The sequence below is a fragment of the Mesorhizobium sp. CCNWLY176 genome (genome assembly GCF_037153935.1).
Classification (GTDB): Bacteria; Pseudomonadota; Alphaproteobacteria; order Rhizobiales; family Rhizobiaceae; genus Mesorhizobium_M; species Mesorhizobium_M zhangyense.
This window is the reverse complement of sequence record NZ_JBBBDZ010000002.1, coordinates 437,544-458,269: the sequence shown is the minus strand read 5'-3', so window position 1 is coordinate 458,269 and position 20,726 is coordinate 437,544. Positions and strand designations below refer to the sequence as shown.

The 20,726-nt window shown below is 61.7% G+C and carries 15 protein-coding genes; 10 read left to right on the top strand and 5 right to left on the bottom strand.

Translation table 11 applies throughout. The annotated features are described in order from the left end of the window. Window positions 1-4: 4 nt before the first annotated feature. Complete coding sequence (locus WBQ96_RS05075; protein WP_336547950.1) at window positions 5-910, bottom strand: MBL fold metallo-hydrolase; 906 nt, start codon at window positions 908-910, stop codon at window positions 5-7. A 109-nt stretch (window positions 911-1,019) separates the two neighbouring features. Further along, complete coding sequence (locus WBQ96_RS05070; protein WP_336547949.1) at window positions 1,020-2,288, bottom strand: O-antigen ligase family protein; 1,269 nt, start codon at window positions 2,286-2,288, stop codon at window positions 1,020-1,022. A 344-nt stretch (window positions 2,289-2,632) separates the two neighbouring features. On the opposite strand from WBQ96_RS05070, the gene cysD reads away from it, so the two are divergent. Genes cysD through cysQ form a run of 3 tightly spaced genes read left to right on the top strand, consistent with a single transcriptional unit; the run spans window position 2,633 to window position 6,283 of the window. After that, window positions 2,633-3,538: a sulfate adenylyltransferase subunit CysD gene (cysD, locus tag WBQ96_RS05065; RefSeq protein ID WP_336547947.1), complete on the top strand. Its 906-nt coding sequence runs from the start codon at window positions 2,633-2,635 to the stop codon at window positions 3,536-3,538. A 2-nt stretch (window positions 3,539-3,540) separates the two neighbouring features. Next, window positions 3,541-5,478 (top strand): sulfate adenylyltransferase subunit CysN, encoded by a 1,938-nt coding sequence (cysN, locus tag WBQ96_RS05060; protein ID WP_336547945.1) that lies wholly within the window; start codon window positions 3,541-3,543, stop codon window positions 5,476-5,478. A gap of 10 nt (window positions 5,479-5,488) precedes the next feature. Beyond that, entirely contained in the window at window positions 5,489-6,283 is a 795-nt protein-coding gene (gene cysQ, locus WBQ96_RS05055; protein WP_336548205.1) for a 3'(2'),5'-bisphosphate nucleotidase CysQ, read from the top strand. Between the two features lie 15 nt (window positions 6,284-6,298). On the opposite strand, the gene WBQ96_RS05050 is transcribed toward cysQ, so the two are convergent. The 3 genes from WBQ96_RS05050 to WBQ96_RS05040 all read right to left on the bottom strand — a co-directional run bounded on the left by WBQ96_RS05050 (window position 6,299) and on the right by WBQ96_RS05040 (window position 9,848). Beyond that, window positions 6,299-7,441 (bottom strand): DegT/DnrJ/EryC1/StrS family aminotransferase, encoded by a 1,143-nt coding sequence (locus tag WBQ96_RS05050; RefSeq protein ID WP_336547943.1) that lies wholly within the window; start codon window positions 7,439-7,441, stop codon window positions 6,299-6,301. 232 nt (window positions 7,442-7,673) lie between these two features. After that, entirely contained in the window at window positions 7,674-8,597 is a 924-nt protein-coding gene (locus WBQ96_RS05045) for a carbohydrate kinase family protein (RefSeq protein WP_336547941.1), read from the bottom strand. 99 nt (window positions 8,598-8,696) lie between these two features. Then, a complete protein-coding gene (locus WBQ96_RS05040) occupies window positions 8,697-9,848 on the bottom strand; it encodes an ROK family transcriptional regulator (protein WP_336548203.1) in 1,152 nt (383 codons plus the stop codon). A 309-nt stretch (window positions 9,849-10,157) separates the two neighbouring features. Between WBQ96_RS05040 and WBQ96_RS05035 the strand changes: the two genes are divergently transcribed. The 7 genes from WBQ96_RS05035 to glgA all read left to right on the top strand — a co-directional run bounded on the left by WBQ96_RS05035 (window position 10,158) and on the right by glgA (window position 20,723). Further along, a complete protein-coding gene (locus tag WBQ96_RS05035) occupies window positions 10,158-11,174 on the top strand; it encodes a sugar ABC transporter substrate-binding protein (RefSeq protein WP_336548200.1) in 1,017 nt (338 codons plus the stop codon). Window positions 11,175-11,271: 97 nt separating this feature from the next. Then, a complete protein-coding gene (locus WBQ96_RS05030) occupies window positions 11,272-12,354 on the top strand; it encodes an ABC transporter permease (protein ID WP_336547939.1) in 1,083 nt (360 codons plus the stop codon). Continuing rightward, window positions 12,354-13,136 (top strand): ATP-binding cassette domain-containing protein, encoded by a 783-nt coding sequence (locus WBQ96_RS05025; protein WP_336547937.1) that lies wholly within the window; start codon window positions 12,354-12,356, stop codon window positions 13,134-13,136. Before WBQ96_RS05030 ends, WBQ96_RS05025 begins: the two co-directional genes overlap by 1 nt. Window positions 13,137-13,252: 116 nt before the next feature. Continuing rightward, entirely contained in the window at window positions 13,253-15,721 is a 2,469-nt protein-coding gene (locus WBQ96_RS05020; protein WP_336547935.1) for a glycogen/starch/alpha-glucan phosphorylase, read from the top strand. 49 nt (window positions 15,722-15,770) lie between these two features. Then, window positions 15,771-17,987: a 1,4-alpha-glucan branching protein GlgB gene (gene glgB / locus WBQ96_RS05015; RefSeq protein ID WP_336547934.1), complete on the top strand. Its 2,217-nt coding sequence runs from the start codon at window positions 15,771-15,773 to the stop codon at window positions 17,985-17,987. Between the two features lie 18 nt (window positions 17,988-18,005). After that, on the top strand, window positions 18,006-19,268 hold the full coding sequence (gene glgC / locus WBQ96_RS05010; RefSeq protein WP_165115227.1) for a glucose-1-phosphate adenylyltransferase: 1,263 nt from the start codon (window positions 18,006-18,008) through the stop codon (window positions 19,266-19,268). A gap of 9 nt (window positions 19,269-19,277) precedes the next feature. After that, window positions 19,278-20,723 carry a glycogen synthase GlgA gene (glgA, locus tag WBQ96_RS05005; RefSeq protein WP_336547931.1) on the top strand — a complete coding sequence of 482 codons (1,446 nt, stop codon included), beginning with the start codon at window positions 19,278-19,280 and terminating at the stop codon, window positions 20,721-20,723. Window positions 20,724-20,726: the final 3 nt, after the last annotated feature.

Below are 20,726 nucleotides of genomic sequence, written 5' to 3'. Positions count from 1 at the left end.
TAGCTCAGGCCGGCGCGAAAATGGCGTCGATCGAGGGTTCATTCTCGGTAACCGCGGCGCCGCGTGCCACAAGATCCTCAAGATGGGCTAGCACCGAGAGGCCGGCTGCCCCATGCAGACGTGGATCGGTGTCGCGATAGATGGCTGCGACGAGGTCGGGAATCGAGCGGTCTCCGGATTTCAGCCGCTCGAGGATGGCGCGCTCGCGCATCTTTCTATGCGCCTTCAGCCCGCGCATGAAGGGTTGCGGCTTCGTCACCGGTCCGCCGTGGCCGGGCAGAAGCAGGTGATCATCGCGTGCCAGAAGCTTGTCGAGTGAAGCCATATAGTCTGTCATCGCTCCATCCGGCGGCGCGACGATTGTGGTCGCCCAGGCCATGACATGGTCGGCGGAAAACAGGATGCCGGTTCCCTCCAGCGAAAAGGCGGCATGGTTGGCCGCATGGCCCGGCGTCAGAACCGTGCCGATGCGCCAGCCATCGCCTTCGACGATGTCGCCATCGCGCAGTACGAGGTCTGGCCTGAAATCGATATCGCCACTGGCGTCGAGCGGATTGATTTCGCCGATCCGCAATGGACGCGCGGCGCGATGCGGCCCTTCGGCGGCAACCGTCGCACCGGTTTGGCGCGCAAGCCGCGCCGCGAGCGGAGAATGGTCCCTATGGGTGTGGCTGACGAAGATGTGGCTGACGGGGCGACCGGAAATCGCGCGGATCAGGGCGTCGTATTGGGCATCATCCTCGGGGCCGGGATCGATGACGGCCAGCGTATCGCGTCCGACGATGTAGCTGTTCGTGCCGTAAAAGGTGAAGGCGCTTGGATTGTTGACGGTCAGCCGCGCTACTCCCGGAGCAATCTCCACAGGTTGTCCGTAGTGAGGTTCGAACTTGGTATCGAAATGCATGGCCATCGGTCTGCTTTCCAGGCGGCGGTGTGAAACCCTCAAAACTGGCTGCCGCTTAGCACGTCAGGCAATATACGCAAACCCGACCGCTTTCGATCGGCGTTTGCGACCGCCGTCAGGCTGGCTTCTCGGCGCCGCTCGGGTCAGATACCGGCACCATCGATGTCCCGGCGGCGAGATATGTTCCGGCAATCAGGAATATCACCATCATCGTATCCAGAATATCGTGACCCAGAATGATGCTGGTCAAGCCTGAGATCATGTAGGTGACGACCAGTATGACGAGCAGGGTCGCGCCAAATCTCTCGACCTCGTCACGACTATCCCGGAAACATCTGAACGCGGTGGCACTCGCTGCTGCGAATATTGCCAGCAGCGCCAGCAAGCCGATCAGTCCGGCCTCGACGGTGATGGTTGCGAAGCCGTTGTGAAAATGTGTGAAGGTAAAGTCGAGACCGTACTGGTCCCGCAGGCCGGTGGTTATCAGCTGGCGCGTCGATCCCATCCCGTAACCAATGAACGGGCGTTGCTGGACCAGATCAAGCGCCATTTCCCAAAGTGAAAGCCGCACGCCGAGCGACGTTTCCTGTTGGTCGTTCACGGTCAGCTTGTCCCAGTCAGCGGCAACCTTGCCCATCCGATCCGCGACAGTCGGGGCGCCTGCAGCCGCGATCGCCACGAAAATCGCGGCGATGATAACGGCGTTTCTTGGCGAGATGTATCGGGAAAGGGTCCGCCGATAGATCCAGAGGATGGCAGCCGTTGCCACGAAACTGCTGATCCACAGGGCACGGCTTCCGGAAAAAATCAGGCCGATCCATGAAGCTGCAAATGCGCCGGCCAATGGAAGCGTAAGTTTCTTTTCCTGAAGGAAAAATATGCCGGCAAGCGAGACCAAGCCGGTGAGGCCGATCACCGTGGCGAAAACGATCGGGTTTCCTGCTCCGCCCCAGGCCCGCTCACCCAGGTAGTAATACTGAAACGCGGCGATCGCGAGCCCTGCATAACATGCGATCATGCTGGCCAGCACGGAGGTGCGGGCGACATCGGCTTTGTTCGAAATGCTCCAGAGGGAATAGGAAAACGGAAAGAGAAGAAGGGTCGCAAGGCGCAGCAGGTGCCGCATGTCGCCGAATGTCTGGCTGTTCCAGATCGTAGAAACGGCAATGACCAGACAATAGGTGATGAGCACGATCGTCATCACCCACATTGCCCTGTCGCGGCTGAACTTGCGCCTGCCCGTCACGATCTCGAACAGGCACCACAATGCGCCGCCGTGCCAGATGAAGCTGACCGCCGAGCCGGCAGCCGGAGCTGTGGCAAAGCAAAGGAAAGTGAAGAGCTTGTTGACGGATCGGTAGTTCAGGAGATCTTTCGAAAACACGAAGCTGTTCCGGTATCGAGAATTGAGCGGCGGCCCAAGAGTTTCGCGACAATTGTACTCACATCTGCCGTCTTGCACATCACCTGCCATGCGGCCGGCAGCGGCGCAATGCAATTCCCGGTCATCACCTGCGGCCTATTTGCGTATCCATGCCTATGGCAGGCTGATTTCGCGTAAGAGAACAGGATTCCAACAGGCGGCCCGAATGCGCACGTTCCAATCGGGCATGGCGGCAAATTTGGTAGCGTTCTCCTTGAGCGCAAGGCGTTTTGTGAGAAAATTCCACCAAATACAGAATATTGCCGTCGCAGGCTTCGCGAGCGGACAAATTTCAAAGGCCTCCGATGCTTGCCAAGCTATCCCACCTCGATCGGCTCGAAGCCGAAGCGATCCATATATTCCGTGAGGTGGCGGCGACCTTCACCAAGCCGGTAATGCTCTATTCCGTCGGCAAGGATTCGTCGGTGCTGCTGCATCTGGCGATGAAGGCGTTCTATCCGGCGAAGCCCCCGTTCCCCTTCCTGCATGTCGACACCACCTGGAAGTTCCGCGAGATGATCGAGTTTCGCGATTCCATGGCCGAGAAGCTGGGCTTCGACCTGCTCGTCCATATTAACGAAGACGGTGTCCGCGATGGCATCAACCCGTTCGACCACGGCTCGAATACGCATACCCATGTGATGAAGACGGTCGGCCTGCGCCAGGCGCTCGACAAATACGGCTTCGACGCGGCTTTCGGCGGCGCGCGCCGCGACGAGGAAAAGTCACGTGCCAAGGAGCGCATCTTCTCGTTTCGCAATGCGAGCCATGCCTGGGACCCAAAGAACCAGCGGCCGGAGATGTGGAAGATCTTCAACACGCGCGTGGCAGCGGGTGAATCGATCCGCGTCTTCCCGCTGTCGAACTGGACCGAACTCGATATCTGGCAATATATTTTGCAGGAAGATATCCCGATCGTGCCGCTGTATTTCGCCAAGGAGCGCCCGGTCGTCGAGCGCGACGGCATGCTCATCCTGCGTGATGACGAGCGCATGAAACTGCGGCCCGGCGAGAAGGTCGAGAACCGTCTCGTGCGCTTCCGCACGCTTGGCTGCTACCCGCTGACCGGCGCGATCGAATCCGACGCCGACGATCTCGATGGCATCGTCAGCGAAATGCTGATCGCCCGTACCTCCGAACGGCAGGGCCGCCTGATCGACCGCGACGAGGCCGGCTCGATGGAAAAGAAGAAGCGCGAAGGGTATTTTTGAGTATGCGCCACATCATGGCCGAAAATCTCGTCGCGACAGACACGGTGCGCGAATACCTGGCGAGCCAGGAGCAAAAGTCGCTGCTGCGCTTCCTCACCTGCGGATCGGTCGATGACGGCAAGTCGACGCTGATCGGCCGCCTGCTTTCGGACACCAAGCAGATTTTCGAGGACCAGCTCGCGACGCTGGAGCGCGATTCGCGCAAGCACGGCACGACCGGTGACGACATCGATTTCGCGCTGCTGGTCGATGGGCTGGAGGCTGAACGCGAGCAGGGCATCACCATCGATGTTGCCTACCGCTTCTTCGCCACGCCCAAGCGCAAATTCATCGTTGCCGACACGCCGGGTCATGAGCAATACACGCGCAACATGGCTACCGGCGCCTCCACTGCCGATCTCGCCATCGTGCTGATCGACGCGCGCCAGGGCGTTCTGCGCCAGACGCGGCGGCATTCCATCATCGCCTCGCTGCTCGGCATTCGCCACATCGTGCTGGCGGTCAACAAGATCGATCTGGTCGGCTTCGACCGTCAGGTATTCGAGCGGATCGTCGCGGAATACTCAGAGTTCGCCAAGGATCTCGGCTTCGAGAGCATCGCACCGATCCCGATGTCGGCACGCTACGGCGACAATGTCACACGCCGCTCCGAGAAGCTGGGCTGGTATGCCGGGCCGACACTGGTCGAGCATCTGGAAACCGTCGATGTCGATGGCGCTGCGATCGAAAAGCCGTTCCGCTTTCCGGTGCAATATGTGAACCGCCCGAACCTGGATTTCCGTGGCTTCGCCGGTACGGTTGCCTCCGGCTCGATCGCGCAGGGCGACGAAATCGTCGTGGCGAAGTCCGGCAAGTTCTCCAAGGTCAAGCGCATCGTCGCAAGTGGCGGCGACCTGAAGCAGGCGGTCGAGGGCCAGGCGGTCACCATCGTTCTGGAGGACGAGGTCGAGGTCTCGCGCGGCAATCTTCTGGTCGCGCCAGGCGCCCGTCCGCAGGTGGCCGACCAGTTCACGGCAAACATCGTCTGGTTCGATGAACAGGCACTGCTGCCGGGGCGTTCCTACATTCTGCGCACCGAGACGGACCAGGCCAACGCCACCGTCACCGACCTGAAATACCGCTTGAACGTCAATGACTTCGCGCATGAGGCGGCGAAGTCGCTCGAAATGAACGAGGTCGGCGTCTGCAACATTTCGGCCCAGTCGCCGCTGGCTTTCGATACGTTTGCGGAGAACCGCACGACCGGCGCTTTCATCCTGATCGACCGGCTGACCAATGCGACCGTTGGCGCCGGCATGATCCTTCACACGCTGCGCCGCGCAGACAACATCCATTGGCAGTCACTGGACGTGACAAAGCATTCGCGCGCCGCCGCCAAGCATCAGAAGCCGACGGTGCTGTGGTTCACCGGCCTGTCCGGTTCGGGCAAGTCGACCATCGCCAACCTGCTCGAAAAGAAGCTGCACGCAACCGGCCGCCACACCTATATCCTCGATGGCGACAATGTCCGCCATGGCCTCAACCGCGATCTCGGCTTCACGGAGGCAGACCGCGTGGAAAACATCCGCCGCGTCGCCGAGGTGGCGAAGCTGATGGCGGATGCCGGTCTTGTCGTGCTCGTCTCCTTCATTTCGCCGTTCCGCGCCGAGCGCCAGTTGGCACGCGAACTGCTGGAGGAGGGCGAATTCGTCGAGGTGTTCGTCGACACGCCGTTCGAGGAATGCGCCAGCCGCGACCCGAAGGGGCTTTATGCGCGCGCGCTGAATGGCGAGATCAAGAACTTCACCGGCGTGGATTCGCCCTACGAAGCACCGGAAAAGCCGGAAATCCACTTGCAAACGCTCGGCAGAACGCCTGAAGAGATGGTAGATGTACTCGAAGGCTGGCTGAGTGAACGTGACATTGCAGATCAACAATACGACGACGGCGGCGGTATCTGACGACGAAGCAATGCTAGCCGTCTTCGAGCGGCTGGCGCTGGACGCCGGCCGCGTCATCATGGAAGTCTTCCATTCGAAGATGACCGTGGAAGAGAAGGCCGATTGCTCGCCGGTCACCGAGGCCGACCGCGCTGCCGAAAAGCTGATTCTCGAAGGCTTGCGCGCCGAATTTCCCGATATTCCCTGTGTTGCAGAGGAAGAAGCCTCCGAGGGCATCGAGGCGCCTGCTCTGGGCCGCGCCTTCTTCCTGATCGACCCGCTCGATGGGACGAAGGAGTTCGTCAAAGGCAACGCCGATTTCACCGTCAATATCGCCTTGATCCGCGGCGACGTGCCGGAGATCGGCGTGGTCTATGCGCCTTGCAGCGGGCGGTTTTTTTCCGGCCGGCCGGGCAGGGCCGAGACGATAACGATCGGCGACGACCTGACGATCGCCGGCCGCCGCAAGATTTCCGTGCGGGACGGGCAGACGCCATTGACCATCGTCGCCAGCCGTTCGCACCGGACGCCGGAAACGGATGCTTTCATCCGCAAGATCGAGGCGGCGGAGATCGTCTCGGTCGGTTCGTCGCTGAAGTTTTGCCTGTTGGCCGCCGGCGAAGCGGATGTCTATCCGCGCTTCAGCCGCACAATGGAATGGGACACGGCAGCCGGTGACGCGATCCTGCGCGCCGCCGGCGGCACCACCAAAACCACCGATGGCAAGCCACTGGTCTATGGCAAGCGCAATCAGGCGCATGACGCGGATTTCGCCAACCCGTCCTTCATCGCAACGGGCCGGGTTTCCGGCGCGCCGTGGTTTTGATTGCGTGGTCGCGGATTACTCCGCGGCGTGCTGTGCCGATTTCGAGGCGATGAAATCGCTGATCGTGCTGATGATGCGATCCTGATCCTCAGCCGACAGATAGGCGTGCATCGGCAGGCACAGGATGCGGGTGGGCAGCGCTTCCGATACCGGCAGGCCGGCGGGCGCAACGGGGTAATCCTTGTAAGCCACCTGCTGATGCAGCGGCTTGACGTAATAGATCACCGACGGAATGCCCTTTTCCTGCAGATGCGCCTTCAGCGCGTCGCGGTGCGGTGTCTCGATGGCGTATTGCGCCCAGGCCGAGCGGTGGCCTTGCGGGACATGGGCGACCTTCACGACATTGTGGAGGCCGTCGCGATAGCGCTGAGCGACCTTCTGGCGGGCAATCATCTCGTCTTCGAGGATAGCCAACTTCTCGATCAGGATCGCCGCCTGCAGCGTGTCGAGGCGCGAATTCAGGCCGACGTGGACGTTGTCGTACTGGGTCTCGCCCTTGCCGTGGAAGGCGAAGGAGCGCAGGCGCGCGGCGAATTCGTCGTCATTGGTGAACATCGCGCCGCCGTCGCCGTAGCAGCCGAGCGGCTTGGCCGGGTAGAAGCTGGTCGAGGCGACCTTGCCGAACCCGCCGCACATCTTGCCGTCGATCGAACCGCCGATAGCCTGGGCAGCGTCCTCGATCACCAGCAGGTCTTCGCGCTCGGCGATCTCGGCGATTGCGGCATAGTTCGCACCGAGGCCGAACAGGTCAACCGGAATGATGGCGCGGGGCTTCAGGCGGCCTTCCGCCTTGATCATGGCGATCGCCGCTTCAAGGCTGGCAATGTCGATATTGTAGGTCTCGGCATCGACGTCGATGAACACCGGCTCGGCCTTGGCCAGCGCCACGACTTCCGCCGTCGCGGCGAAGGTGAAGCTCGGAACGAACACCGCATCGCCGGGCCCGATGCCGGAGGCGAGCAGGGGAAGAAGCAGCGCGTCGGTGCCATTGGCACAGGCAACGACATTCTTCACGCCGACATAGGCGGCAAGCTTCTGCTCGAATTCGGTGACCTGCGGCCCGAGGATGTATTTGCCCTCATCGACGACACGGTCGATGGCGGCGTCCAGACGGTCGCGGATTCTGTCGCGCTGCGCGCCGAGATCGATGAATTGCATAGTGGCTCCGAAGTCCTGTTTTTCGGGATATAGGGCGGCTGATAGCAGAGTTGAACCGGGCGAGAAAGATTGGCTCGCGCATGGCTGCCCGGCGGACGGTACAAGCTCGTTACCAGCGGGAACGAACTTTGCCGACAAAGCGCCCGGAAATGAGGCAGCAATTGCCGTTCGGCAGGCGTGGGCCGGGCTCTTTTACGCAGCGGCGAAATATAATGTGATCGGACCTGCAGGCCTATTCGATCTCGTGCCGCCAGGGCGGGTTTGCTCCGGCGCGGGAAACGGTGATCGCCGCAGCCTTGGAGCCGAGCGTCAACGCCTCGTGAATTGCCGTGTCCGAAAGCTCTTCCAGCCCGTCCTTGGTCAAAACGCCCTGATCGTGGAGCGAGGCAAGGAGACCGGCATTGAAAGTGTCGCCTGCGCCGACCGTATCGACCACAGCGACGCGGTTCGGCTTCACGGAAACCGTGTGACGCTTGGTGTAGCCGGTCGCGCCTTCGGCCCCGCGCGTCACCACGATCAGCTTCGGGCCGCTTTGCAGCCAGTCGTGGATCAGGTCTTCCTGCGGTCCTTCATGGCCGAACCAGGAAAGATCTTCGTCGGACAGTTTCACGATGTCGGCCATGGCCATCATGCGGCGGATGCGGTCGAGATGCTTTTCCTTGTCGGGAATGAAGCCGGGGCGGATGTTGGGGTCCAGCATGGTGACGCGGCGATCGTGCTCGCGGCGCATCAACGCTTCGTAGGCGGAACCGGAAGGCTCTGGGATAAGGCTGATTGCGCCGAACAGCATGGCGTCGATATCGTCTTCGAACACCGGTAGATCGGCCTCCGTCAGCATCCGGCCGGCCGTGTTCTCGTCATAGAAGGTGTAGGTGGCGTGGCCATCGGCGAGACGGACGAAGGCAAGCGTGGTCGGACGCGAAGAGACGTCGGCATAGCGCGAACCGACATTGCTCGATGCCAGCACTTCGCGGATCTGCTGGCCGAAAAGGTCGGAGGAGAGGCCCGAGAAGAACTCGACCGGCACGCCCAGCCGCCCGAGCGCGATGGCCGAGTTGAAGACGGCACCGCCGGCATAGGGCGCGAATGACGGCTCGCCGGCCGTGCTTTCGCGCGGCAGCATGTCGATCAGGGCTTCGCCACAACACAGGATCATGCTCGTTTGCTCGCTTGTCGGTGAAAGAAATGGCCGTGAGTGCCGGAATAGGCCCGGCAAGCACCAACTGCAAGATGGGGGAGGCGGGCCGGCATTCGGTCACGCCCCCTTCGATGGGGTGGTGGCTGCACCGACCAAAAAGCGCTCCGAAAGCGGCAGGCTGGCGCCGCCGAGCGCGCGGGCGTTGATGCCGACCGTTCCTTCGCGAATATCGGGAACCTGCAAGCCCTCGACATTGATGCCGGAAAGCGCCTGCCTGACCGCGTCGACCAGCCGCTTTCTGACCGCAGTCGGCATCCAGCCGTCGATCACCGCGGCCTCGAAATCGATGACGGCGGAAGAAGAGACAATCGTATAGGCCAGCGCATCGGCGGCACTGGCGATCCATTGGTCGAGTTCAGGGCCGATGTCGCCCCAGTCATTGGGCGATGTCCACAGGAAGGAAGCGTCCACGTCTCGTGCGAGCAGCGCCTTCTCAAGAATGGCGATGGACGCGACATTGATGAGCTGGGTGGCGCGGCCTCCGGGGTTGGGAATGGGCATCGAGCCAAGTGCCCCCGCATTGCCCGTGCGTCCGCCATAAAGTGCGCCGTTGAGGACGATGCCGCCGCCGGCGAAGGCTCCGATATAGAAATAGATGAAATCGCGAAGGCCGCCTGTATGCCCGAAAACCAGTTCCGCGCCGCAGGCCGACGTCGCATCGTTCTGCAGATAGACGGGAAAGCCGCATTGCGCCTGGATTTCAGAACGGATGTCGCAGCGCCGCCACTCGTCCATGATCTCGCGCGGCGCGCCGGCGGTGTCGGCCCAGTTCCACAATTCGAAAGGCATGGCGATGCCGAGGCCGGCAACACGCCGGTCCTGTCTGGGGTCCAGGCTTGCACGCATCTCGGCTATGCCCGACATCGCGAACTGCACGGTCTCCTGCGGCGCAGGGTAGCGATAGGAGTTCTGGCGCATTTGCCGGATGTTGCCGAGGAAGTCGATCAGCACCAGCTCGGCGCTGCGCCGCCCGATTTTCAAGCCGAGAAAATATGCACCCTCCGGGTTGAGCGCCATTGGAATCGAGGGCTGTCCGATCTTGCCGCGGATGGGTTCCTGCCGCAGCAGCAGGCCGTCTTCTTCCAGTTCGCGCATGATCACCGACACGGTCTGCGCGGACAGGCGCGTCATGCGGGCGATGTCGGTCTTGGCGAGGCTGCCATGCTGGCGCACGAGCGAAAGCACCAGCCGCTCGTTGTGATCGCGCATGCCGCTCTGGTTCGTGCCGCGATGAAAATGGCTCTCGGCCAAAGGGGGCGAATTGCGCCCGGGGTCGCCAGTCTCCACCCATCTTCCTCCCGTCATTCCTGATGTCTTTTTGCAGAAACAATGCGCAAGGCAAACACCGTTTGTCAATAATAAATAAGAGTGATTTAATTATTGACAGATCGGTTTGGCTGATGTTTTCTAGCGGCAGATGATCGGGGCGGGACATGGTGCCTCGGCGTCTGTGTGACGATGTCCAAACGGCATTGGTTTGTTCTTACTGGGAGGAATACCGTGACCAAGATCGCATTCTTGAAGTCGACCGTTTTCGGCGCTGCCGCTGCAGCGCTCATGACTTTCGCAGCACCCGCGTCAGCCGCCGATGTAAGTGCCTGCCTGATCACCAAGACCGACACCAACCCATTCTTCGTCAAGATGAAGGAAGGCGCCACGGCCAAGGCCAAGGAACTGGGTGTCAATCTGAAAAGCTACGCCGGCAAGATCGACGGCGACTCCGAAAGCCAGGTTGCGGCGATCGAGACCTGCATTGCCGATGGCGCCAAGGGTATCCTGCTGACCGCCTCGGATACCGCCGGCATCGTGCCTGCGGTCAAGAAAGCGCGCGACGCCGGCATTCTCGTCATTGCGCTGGATACGCCGCTTGAGCCTGCCGATTCGGCGGACGCCACCTTCGCCACCGACAATCTTCTCGCCGGCAAGCTGATTGGCCAATGGGCCGCCGCGACGCTTGGCGATGCCGCCAAGGATGCGAAGGTCGCCTTCCTCGACCTGACGCCTTCGCAGCCCACCGTCGATGTGCTTCGCGACCAGGGTTTTATGATCGGCTTCGGCATCGACCCGAAAGACCCGGCGAAAATTGGCGATGAAGATGATTCCCGCATCGTCGGCCATGACGTTACCAACGGCAATGAAGAGGGTGGGCGCAAGGCGATGGAAAACCTTCTCCAGAAGGACCCTGGCATCAATGTCGTGCACACGATCAACGAGCCGGCAGCCGCGGGCGCTTATGAAGCGCTGAAGGCCGTCGGTATGGAAAAGAATGTCCTGATCGTTTCCGTCGATGGCGGCTGCCCGGGCGTAAAGAACGTCGAAGCAGGCATTATCGGCGCGACCTCGCAGCAATATCCGCTGATGATGGCGGCCCTTGGAATCGAGGCGATCAAGAAGTTCGCCGACAGTGGCGAGAAGCCGAAGCCCACCGAAGGCAAGGACTTCTTCGACACTGGCGTTTCTCTGGTCACCGCAAAGCCCGCAAACGGCGTCGAATCGATCGACGTCAAGGCTGGCCTCGAAAAATGCTGGGGTTGATTCGACCCTGACTTAGGCAGACAGTTCGGCTGTGTAGAAGGGCGGCTTCGGCTGCCCTTCGCATAGCGGGGCAACGACTCCGCAGGAGGAAAACACCATGAGTGACGCTTCGGCAAACGCCCGGCGGCCGCAGGAGTTCGAAACAGTGCTTTCGGGCAGCGACGCCTCGGTCGCGAACTTCGAAACCCAGGCAAGATCGCCCATCGAGCGGGTCCAGCATTTTCTGCATTCGAGCCCGGCGGCGGTGCCGCTGATTGTGCTTATCGCCTCGCTGGCGATCTTCGGGATGCTCATCGGCGGAAAGTTCTTCTCGGCATTTTCGATGACGCTGATCCTCCAGCAGGTGGCGATCGTCGGCATTGTTGGTGCGGCACAGACGCTGGTCATCATGACTGCAGGCATCGATCTCTCGGTCGGCGCGATCATGGTGTTGTCGTCGGTGGTGATGGGGCAATTCACCTTCCGCTATGGGCTGCCGCCTTCGCTGGCGATCCTGTGCGGTTTTGCCGTCGGGGCGCTGTGCGGCTGGATCAACGGCGCGCTTGTCGCCTATATGAAACTGCCGCCCTTCATCGTGACGCTGGGCATGTGGCAGATCGTGCTGGCGACGAATTTCCTCTATTCCGCCAACGAGACGATCCGCTCGCAGGACATCGAGGCGCAAGCGCCCATCCTGCAATTCTTCGGCAATACGTTTCGCATAGGCGGGGCCGTCTTCACTTATGGCGTCATCGTCATGGTGCTGCTCGTGGCGGTGCTCTGGTATGTGTTGAACCACACCGCCTGGGGACGCCATGTCTATGCGATCGGCGACGATCCGGACGCGGCCGAACTCTCGGGCGTGCGGGTCAGCCGCATGCTGATATCGGTCTACGTCCTCTCCGGCCTCATCTGCGCGCTCGCCGGCTGGGCAATCATCGGCCGTATCGGCTCGGTGTCTCCGACGGCGGGACAGTTCGCCAACATCGAATCCATCACCGCAGTGGTGATCGGCGGCATCTCGCTGTTCGGTGGCAGGGGGTCTATCCTCGGCATGTTGTTCGGCGCGCTGATCGTCGGCGTCTTCTCGCTCGGATTGCGGCTGATCGGCACGGACCCGCAGTGGACCTACCTGCTGATCGGCGCGCTCATCATCATCGCGGTCGCAATCGACCAGTGGATCAGAAAGGTCGCAGGCTGATGGCACAGGAACCACTTCTCTATGCGCGTGGGCTGGTCAAGCGCTACGGCCGCGTGACCGCACTCGACAATGCAGATTTCGACCTCTACCCCGGAGAAATACTGGCGGTGATCGGCGACAACGGCGCCGGCAAATCATCGCTCATCAAGGCAATCTCGGGCGCCGTCACGCCTGACGAAGGCGAAATCCATCTCGAAGGCAAGCCGATCGGCTTCAAGTCGCCGATGGAAGCGCGCGACGCTGGCATCGAGACCGTCTATCAGAACCTCGCGCTTTCGCCGGCGCTGTCGATCGCCGACAACATGTTTCTGGGCCGCGAGATCCGCAGGCCCGGTTTCATGGGCCAATGGCTGCGTATGCTCGACCGGCCGGCGATGGAAAAGCGTGCGCGTGAAAAGCTGACGGAACTCGGCCTGATGACGATCCAGAACATCGGCCAGGCGGTGGAAACTCTCTCTGGCGGCCAGCGCCAGGGTGTGGCCGTGGCGCGTGCGGCGGCCTTCGGGTCCAAGGTCATCATCCTGGACGAGCCGACGGCGGCCCTCGGCGTCAAGGAATCACGGCGCGTGCTGGAACTCATTCTCGACGTGAAGCGTCGTGGTATCCCGATCGTCCTGATCTCGCACAACATGCCGCACGTTTTCGAAGTTGCCGACCGCATCCACATTCACCGGCTCGGCCGTCGTCTCTGCGTCATAGACCCCAAGGATTATACGATGTCGGACGCGGTTGCCTTCATGACCGGGGCGAAAGCCCCGCCGGAACAAGCGCTGGCTGCGTAAAATCCGCGCGGGGTTTTGAATCGATTGAAAATCCTGACGGATCGACTAGATTGATTGCGGGAGGATGCTGGGACCCTGCCGTAAAGACGGGCTACCGATAACGCTCTAGAGGCGATATGACGCTTGCATCCACATCCGAGCTTCCACGGCCAATTTTGGAAAATCCCGACCCTAAGGCCCTTGCCGCTGAGATTCTGAAAGCCCTGCGATACAGGGTCGGCAAGGACGAATCGGTCGCAACCCAGTTCGACTGGCTCACCGCATCGATTCTGGTCGTGCGCGACCGCATCATCGACCAATGGGTCAAGGCGACCAAGGAAGCCTATGACGAGGGCGCCAAGCGCGTCTATTACCTGTCGCTCGAGTTCCTGATCGGCAGGCTGATGCGCGATGCCTTCACCAATCTCGGCATGATGGAGAGCATGCGCGATGCGCTTGGCTCGCTGGGTGTCGAGCTCGATGTCATCTCGGCGCTGGAGCCTGACGCGGCACTGGGCAATGGCGGTCTCGGCCGGCTTGCCGCCTGCTTCATGGAGAGCATGGCAACGGTGGATGTGCCTGCGCACGGCTATGGCATCCGCTATGTCAACGGCATGTTCCGGCAGGAAATCCACGACGGCTGGCAGGTCGAACTGCCCGAAACCTGGCTCGACCACGGCAATCCCTGGGAGTTCGAGCGCCGCGAGCGCTCCTTCGAGGTCGGTTTCGGCGGCACAGTCGAATCCATCACCACCAAGGATGGCCGGTTGGAGCGCCACGTCTGGCGCCCGCAGGAACGTATTCTGGCTGTCGCCTACGACACGCCCGTGGTTGGCTGGCGCGGAAATCGCGTCAATACGCTGAGGCTCTGGTCGGGCATGCCGGTCGATCCGATCCTGCTCGACACGTTCAACGCCGGCGACCATATCGGCGCACTGCGCGAGAGCAACAAGGCGGATGCGCTGTCGCGCGTGCTCTATCCCGCAGACTCCAGCCCGGCCGGTCAGGAATTGCGGCTGCGGCAGGAGTATTTCTTCTCGACCGCCTCGCTGCAGGACATCATCCAGCGCCATCTCAGCCAGTATGGCGAATTGCATTCTCTGCCCGATAAGGCGGCGATCCATCTGAACGACACGCACCCGGCGGTCGCCGTTGCCGAACTGCTGCGGCTTCTGATGGACGTTCACGGCATCGATTTCGACGCGGCCTGGGACATCACCAAGCGCACCTTCGCCTACACCAACCACACGCTGCTGCCCGAGGCGCTGGAAAGCTGGCCGGTGCCGCTGTTCGAGCGCCTGCTGCCGCGCCACATGCAGATCGTCTACGCCATCAACGCGCAGATATTGCTGGAAGCGCGGGCGAAGGCGGACTTCGACGGCGAGCAGATCAGCCGCATCTCGCTGATCGAGGAGAATGGCGAGCGCCGCGTGCGCATGGGCAATCTGGCTTTCGCCGGCTCGCATTCGATCAACGGCGTCTCGGCGCTTCACACCGAGCTGATGAAGGAAACGGTGTTCGCCGACCTTCACCAGCTCTACCCGGACCGCATCAACAACAAGACCAACGGCATCACGCCGCGCCGCTGGCTCATCCAGTGCAATCCGGGTCTGACGGGGCTGATACGCGAGGCGATCGGCGACAGGTTTCTCGACGATATCAACGCGCTGAAAGACCTCGATGCGCTGGCCGACGACGCATCATTCCGCGAAAAATTCGCCGGCGTGAAGCGCGCCAACAAGGAGCGCCTCGCTTCTCTGGTCCTGGAGCGGCAGGGGATAAAGGTCGATCCCTCGGCCATGTTCGATATCCAGATCAAGCGCATCCATGAATACAAGCGCCAGCTCCTGAATATCATCGAGGCGGTCGCGCTCTACGATCAGATCCGTTCGCATCCTGAACGGGACTGGATGCCGCGCGTAAAATTCTTCGGTGGCAAGGCTGCGCCCAGCTATCACAACGCCAAGCTGATCATCAAACTGGCCAATGACGTCGCCAAGGTCATAAACCGCGATCCGGCGGTGGGCGGGCTGCTGAAGATCGTGTTCGTGCCGAACTACAATGTCAGCACGGCCGAGATCATGATGCCGGCGGCTGACCTTTCCGAGCAGATTTCCACTGCCGGCATGGAAGCCTCGGGCACCGGCAACATGAAGTTCGCGCTGAACGGCGCGCTCACCATCGGCACGCTCGACGGCGCCAATGTCGAGATCAAGGAACAGGTCGGCGACGATAATATCTTCATCTTCGGCCTGACCACCGAGCAGGTCGCCGAGCGCCGTGCCGAAGGCTACAATCCGCGCGCCGTGATCGAAGCCTCGCCGGAACTGTCGCAGGCGCTGGCCGCGATCTCCTCCGGCGTCTTCTCGCCTGACGATCCGGAGCGTTACCGCGAGCTGATGTCGGGCCTTTACGAGCACGACTGGTTCATGGTCGCCGCCGATTTCGACGCCTATGCGGCAGCGCAGCGGCAGGTCGATGCCGTCTGGCGCAACAGCCCGGAATGGCACGCCAAGGCAATCCACAATGTCGCGCGGATGGGCTGGTTCTCGTCCGACCGCACCATTCGCCAATATGTCAATGAAATCTGGAACGTGCCTGCATGATGTGATTGCATGAAGCTGCCGGAAGAGCAGTGGGAGGGAACCTGAGAACATGAACAAGCCGCGCGCCAAAGCCGCGACGAATAAGCTGCCCGGTACTGCCTCGGACAGCGATGTCGCGGCGATCGTGGCCGGCACTCATGGAAATCCCTTCGCCGTTCTCGGCATACAGGAAGCGGAAAAGGGCTTTGCCGCCCACTGCTTCGTTCCGCATGCCGAATTCGTCACCGCCTTCACGCTGGCCGGCAAGGAGGTCGGCGAACTGACCCGCCGGCACGATGGCGGCTTCTTCGAAGGCAAGCTCTCCGTCCGCAAGCGCCAGCCGCTGAAATACCGCGCCCGCAATGCCGGTGGCGAATGGTGGCTGACCGATCCTTATTCCTTCGGCCCAGTGCTGGGACCGATGGACGATTATTTCATTGCCGAGGGCTCGCATCTCAGGCTCTTCGACAAGCTCGGCGCGCATCTTCTGTGGCACGAAGGGGCGTCGGGCGTGCATTTCGCCGTATGGGCGCCCAACGCCAGACGCGTGTCGGTTGTCGGCGATTTCAACGAATGGGACGGCCGCCGCCATGCAATGCGGCTGCGTCAGGACATCGGCATCTGGGAGATCTTTATTCCCGATATCGAGGCCGGGCGTTCCTACAAGTTCGAGATCATCGGCCCCAAGGGCGAAAACCTGCCACTGAAGGCCGATCCGTTTGCTTTCCGCTCGGAGCTGCGCCCGGCGACGGCCTCCGTCACCGCCGCGCCGCTTGCCCATGAATGGGGCGACGAAGCGCACAGGAAGCATTGGCGAAATGTCGATCCGCGCCGCGAGCCGATCTCCATCTATGAGGTCCACGCCGGCTCATGGCAACGCCGCGACGATGGCTCGTTCCTGTCCTGGGATGAGCTTGCCGATCGTCTGATCCCCTATGTCGTCGATACCGGTTTCACCCATATCGAATTCATGCCGATCACCGAGCATCCCTACGATCCGTCATGGGGATACCAGACCACCGGGCTCTACGCGCCGACCGCCCGCTTCGGCGATCCGGAAGGCTTTGCCCGCTTTGTCGATGGCGCGCATCGGGCGGGAGTCGGCGTCATCCTCGACTGGGTGCCGGCGCATTTTCCTGTCGACGCGCATGGGCTGGCGCATTTCGATGGCACGGCGCTCTACGAGCACGCCGATCCGCGCAAGGGCTTTCACCCGGACTGGAACACGGCGATCTACAATTTCGGCCGCCGCGAGGTCGTGTCCTATCTGGTCAACAATGCGCTGTTCTGGGCCGAAAAATACCATCTCGACGGGCTGCGCGTCGATGCGGTTGCCTCGATGCTCTACCTCGACTATTCGCGCAAGGCCGGCGAATGGATACCCAATGAGCGTGGCGGGCGCGAGAATCTGGAGGCCGTCAGCTTCCTTCAGAAAATGAACATCGCCGTCTACGGCACGCATCCCGGCGTCATAACCATTGCCGAGGAATCGACCTCCTGGCCGAAGGTTTCGCAGCCGGTGCATGAAGGCGGGCTTGGCTTCGGCTTCAAATGGAACATGGGCTTCATGAACGATACGCTGGAGTATCTTTCCAAGGAGCCGATCCACCGCAAGCACCATCACGGCGAGATAACCTTCGGGCTGGTCTATGCCTTCAGCGAGAATTTCGTGCTGCCGCTGTCGCATGATGAGGTGGTGCACGGCAAAGGCACGCTGCTGAGCAAGATGGCCGGCGACGACTGGCAGAAATTCGCAACCTTGCGCGCCTACTACGCCTTCATGTGGGGCTACCCTGGCAAAAAGCTGTTGTTCATGGGCCAGGAATTTGCCCAGCGCGACGAATGGAGCGAAGAGCGCCAGCTCGACTGGCACCTGCTCGACCATCTTCAGCATCGCCGGGTGCGCCAGCTCATTCGCGACCTCAATTACCTCTACCGTTCGCGGCCGGCACTGCATGCGCGCGACTGCGAGCCGGAAGGCTTTTCCTGGCTGATCGCCGACGACAGCGCCAACTCGGTTTTCGCCTGGTTGCGCAGCGCACCCGGCGGCGCCCCGATCGCCGTCATCACCAATTTCACGCCGGTCGCGCGCGATGACTACCGCGTGCCGTTGCCGACGGCGGGAAAGTGGCGCGAGGTGATGAACACCGACGCATCCGATTACGGCGGTTCCGGCAAGGGCAATGGCGGTCTGGTCGACGCCGTTGCCGGCAAGGACGGTGCCGTTCACGCGACGATGCTGCTGCCGCCATTGGCGACAGTCATGCTTGAGCTTGTTCTAGACTAGTGACTTGGGAGGGTTGCCATGGATACGAAAAGACCTCAACCGCTGGCGCGCGATGCCATGGCCTATGTGCTGGCCGGCGGCAGGGGTAGTCGGCTCAAGGAGCTGACCGACCGGCGGGCAAAGCCCGCGGTCTATTTCGGCGGCAAGACGCGCATCATCGATTTCGCGCTCTCCAATGCGCTGAATTCGGGCATCCGCCGCATCGGCGTTGCCACGCAATACAAGGCGCATTCGCTGATCAGGCATCTGCAACGTGGCTGGAACTTCTTTCGGCCGGAGCGAAACGAAAGCTTCGATATCCTGCCGGCCAGCCAGCGCGTTTCGGAAACCCAGTGGTATGAGGGGACGGCCGACGCGGTCTACCAGAACATCGATATCATCGAGCCCTACGGCCCGGAATACATGGTCATCCTGGCCGGCGACCACATCTACAAGATGGACTACGAACTGATGCTGCGCCAGCATGTCGACGCCAAGGCCGACGTGACCATCGGCTGCCTCGAGGTGCCGCGCATGGAAGCGGTCGGCTTCGGCGTCATGCATGTCGACGAGAAGGATAACATCATCTCCTTCATCGAAAAGCCTGCCGACCCGCCCGGCATTCCCGACAAGCCGGATTTCGCGCTCGCCTCCATGGGCATCTATGTCTTCAAGACGAAATTCCTGATGGATCAGCTGCGGCGCGATGCGAGCGACCCGGATTCCAGCCGCGACTTCGGCAAGGACATCATTCCCTACATCGTCCAGCACGGTAAGGCGGTCGCGCATCGCTTCGGCAAATCCTGCGTGCGGTCTTCGGCGGAAACGGGCGCCTACTGGCGCGATGTCGGAACCATCGACGCCTATTGGGAAGCCAATATCGACCTGACCGACATCACGCCCGAACTCGATCTCTACGATCGCGACTGGCCGATCTGGACCTATGCCGAGTTGAAGCCGCCGGCAAAATTCGTCCACGACGAGGACGGGAGGCGCGGCTCGGCGATATCCTCGCTGATCTCGGGCGACTGCATCGTATCGGGTGCTACGCTGCGACGAAGCCTCATTTTCACCGGGGCCCGGATCAGTTCCTATTCCACGCTCGACGATGTGGTGATGCTGCCCGACTGCAAGGTTGGCAGAAATGCCCATCTGAAGCGTGTCGTCCTCGATCACGGCGTGGAAATTCCCGAAGGGCTCGTCGTTGGCGAGGATCCGGTGCTTGATGCAAAACGTTTCAGAGTGTCGGAAAAAGGCATTTGCCTGATTACGCAGGACATGATCGACAGGCTCGAAACCTAGGGTATTCGCATGCAGGTGCTTTCCGTCACGCCGGAGATTTTTCCGCTGGTCAAGACCGGCGGGCTTGCCGACGTGACGGGCGCGCTGCCGCTGGCGCTGGCGGAGCAGGGCGTTGCCATGCGCACGCTTGTGCCCGGCTACCCGGCGGTGATGGGCACCTTCAAGAAGAAAAAGGCTCTGCTGGCCTACCCGGACCTGCATGGCGGCAAGGCTTCGGTACATGCCGCGGTCATTCTGGGGCTCGACCTGCTCGTGCTGGATGCGCCGCATCTTTTCGACCGCGTCGGCGGACCTTACGGTGACGCGACCGGCGCGGACTGGCCGGACAACTGGCGGCGGTTTGCAGCGCTGAGCCAGGTTGGTGCGGATATCGCCGCGGGTGCGATCTCGGGCTACGCGCCGGATGTCGTGCATGCCCATGACTGGCAGTCGGCGATGACGCTGGCCTATATGCGCTACGGCAAGGCGAATGCCGTGCCTTCGGTCATAACCGTGCACAACCTCGCCTTTCAGGGCAGCTTTGCGGCATCGATCTTTCCGCAGCTTGGTTTGCCGGCGAACGCCATGTCGCTCGACGGCGTCGAATATTATGGCGGCGTCGGCTTTCTCAAGGCAGGTCTTCAGGCTGCATGGGCCGTCACCACGGTCAGCCCGACCTACGCCCAGGAAATCCGTTCTCCGGCCTTTGGCATGGGGCTGGACGGGCTGATCAATCTGCGCGCCGGCGACCTGCATGGCATTGTCAACGGCATCGACACCGATATCTGGAACCCAGCAACCGATCACCATCTCACCGCGACCTACACCGCAAAAACGCTGAAGGCGCGCGCCGCCAACAAGCGCGCCGTGGAAGAACGCTTCAACCTCGATCATGACAACAGTCCGATCCTTTGCGTGGTCAGCCGGCTGACCTGGCAGAAGGGCATGGACGTGCTGATGTCGAGCCTGGACGATCTTGTCGCCTCCGGGGCGCGGCTTGCCGTGCTCGGCTCGGGTGACCAGGGCCTCGAGGGCGCGCTTCTGGCCGGTGCCGCGCGCCATCGCGGGCGGGTCGGCGTCGTTGTCGGCTATGACGAAGGGCTGTCGCATCTGATGCAGGGCGGCTGCGATGCAATCCTCATCCCGTCGCGCTTCGAGCCATGCGGACTGACGCAGCTTTACGGCCTCCGCTATGGCTGCGTGCCGGTCGTTGCCCGCACCGGCGGCCTTGCCGATACGATCATCGACGCTAATGAGGCTGCACTTTCGGCAGGCGTGGCCACAGGCTTCCTATTCGAGCCGGAAAGCGGCGATGCGTTCCGCCATGCCATTCGCCGCGCGGTGGCGACCTATGCCGAGCCCGCGCTCTGGTCCTCGATCCAGCGGCAGGGCATGAAAGCCGATGTTTCCTGGGATCGAAGCGCGCAAAAATACGTTCAGCTCTATCGATCTTTGACTTCCAAAAGGACTGCCTGACGC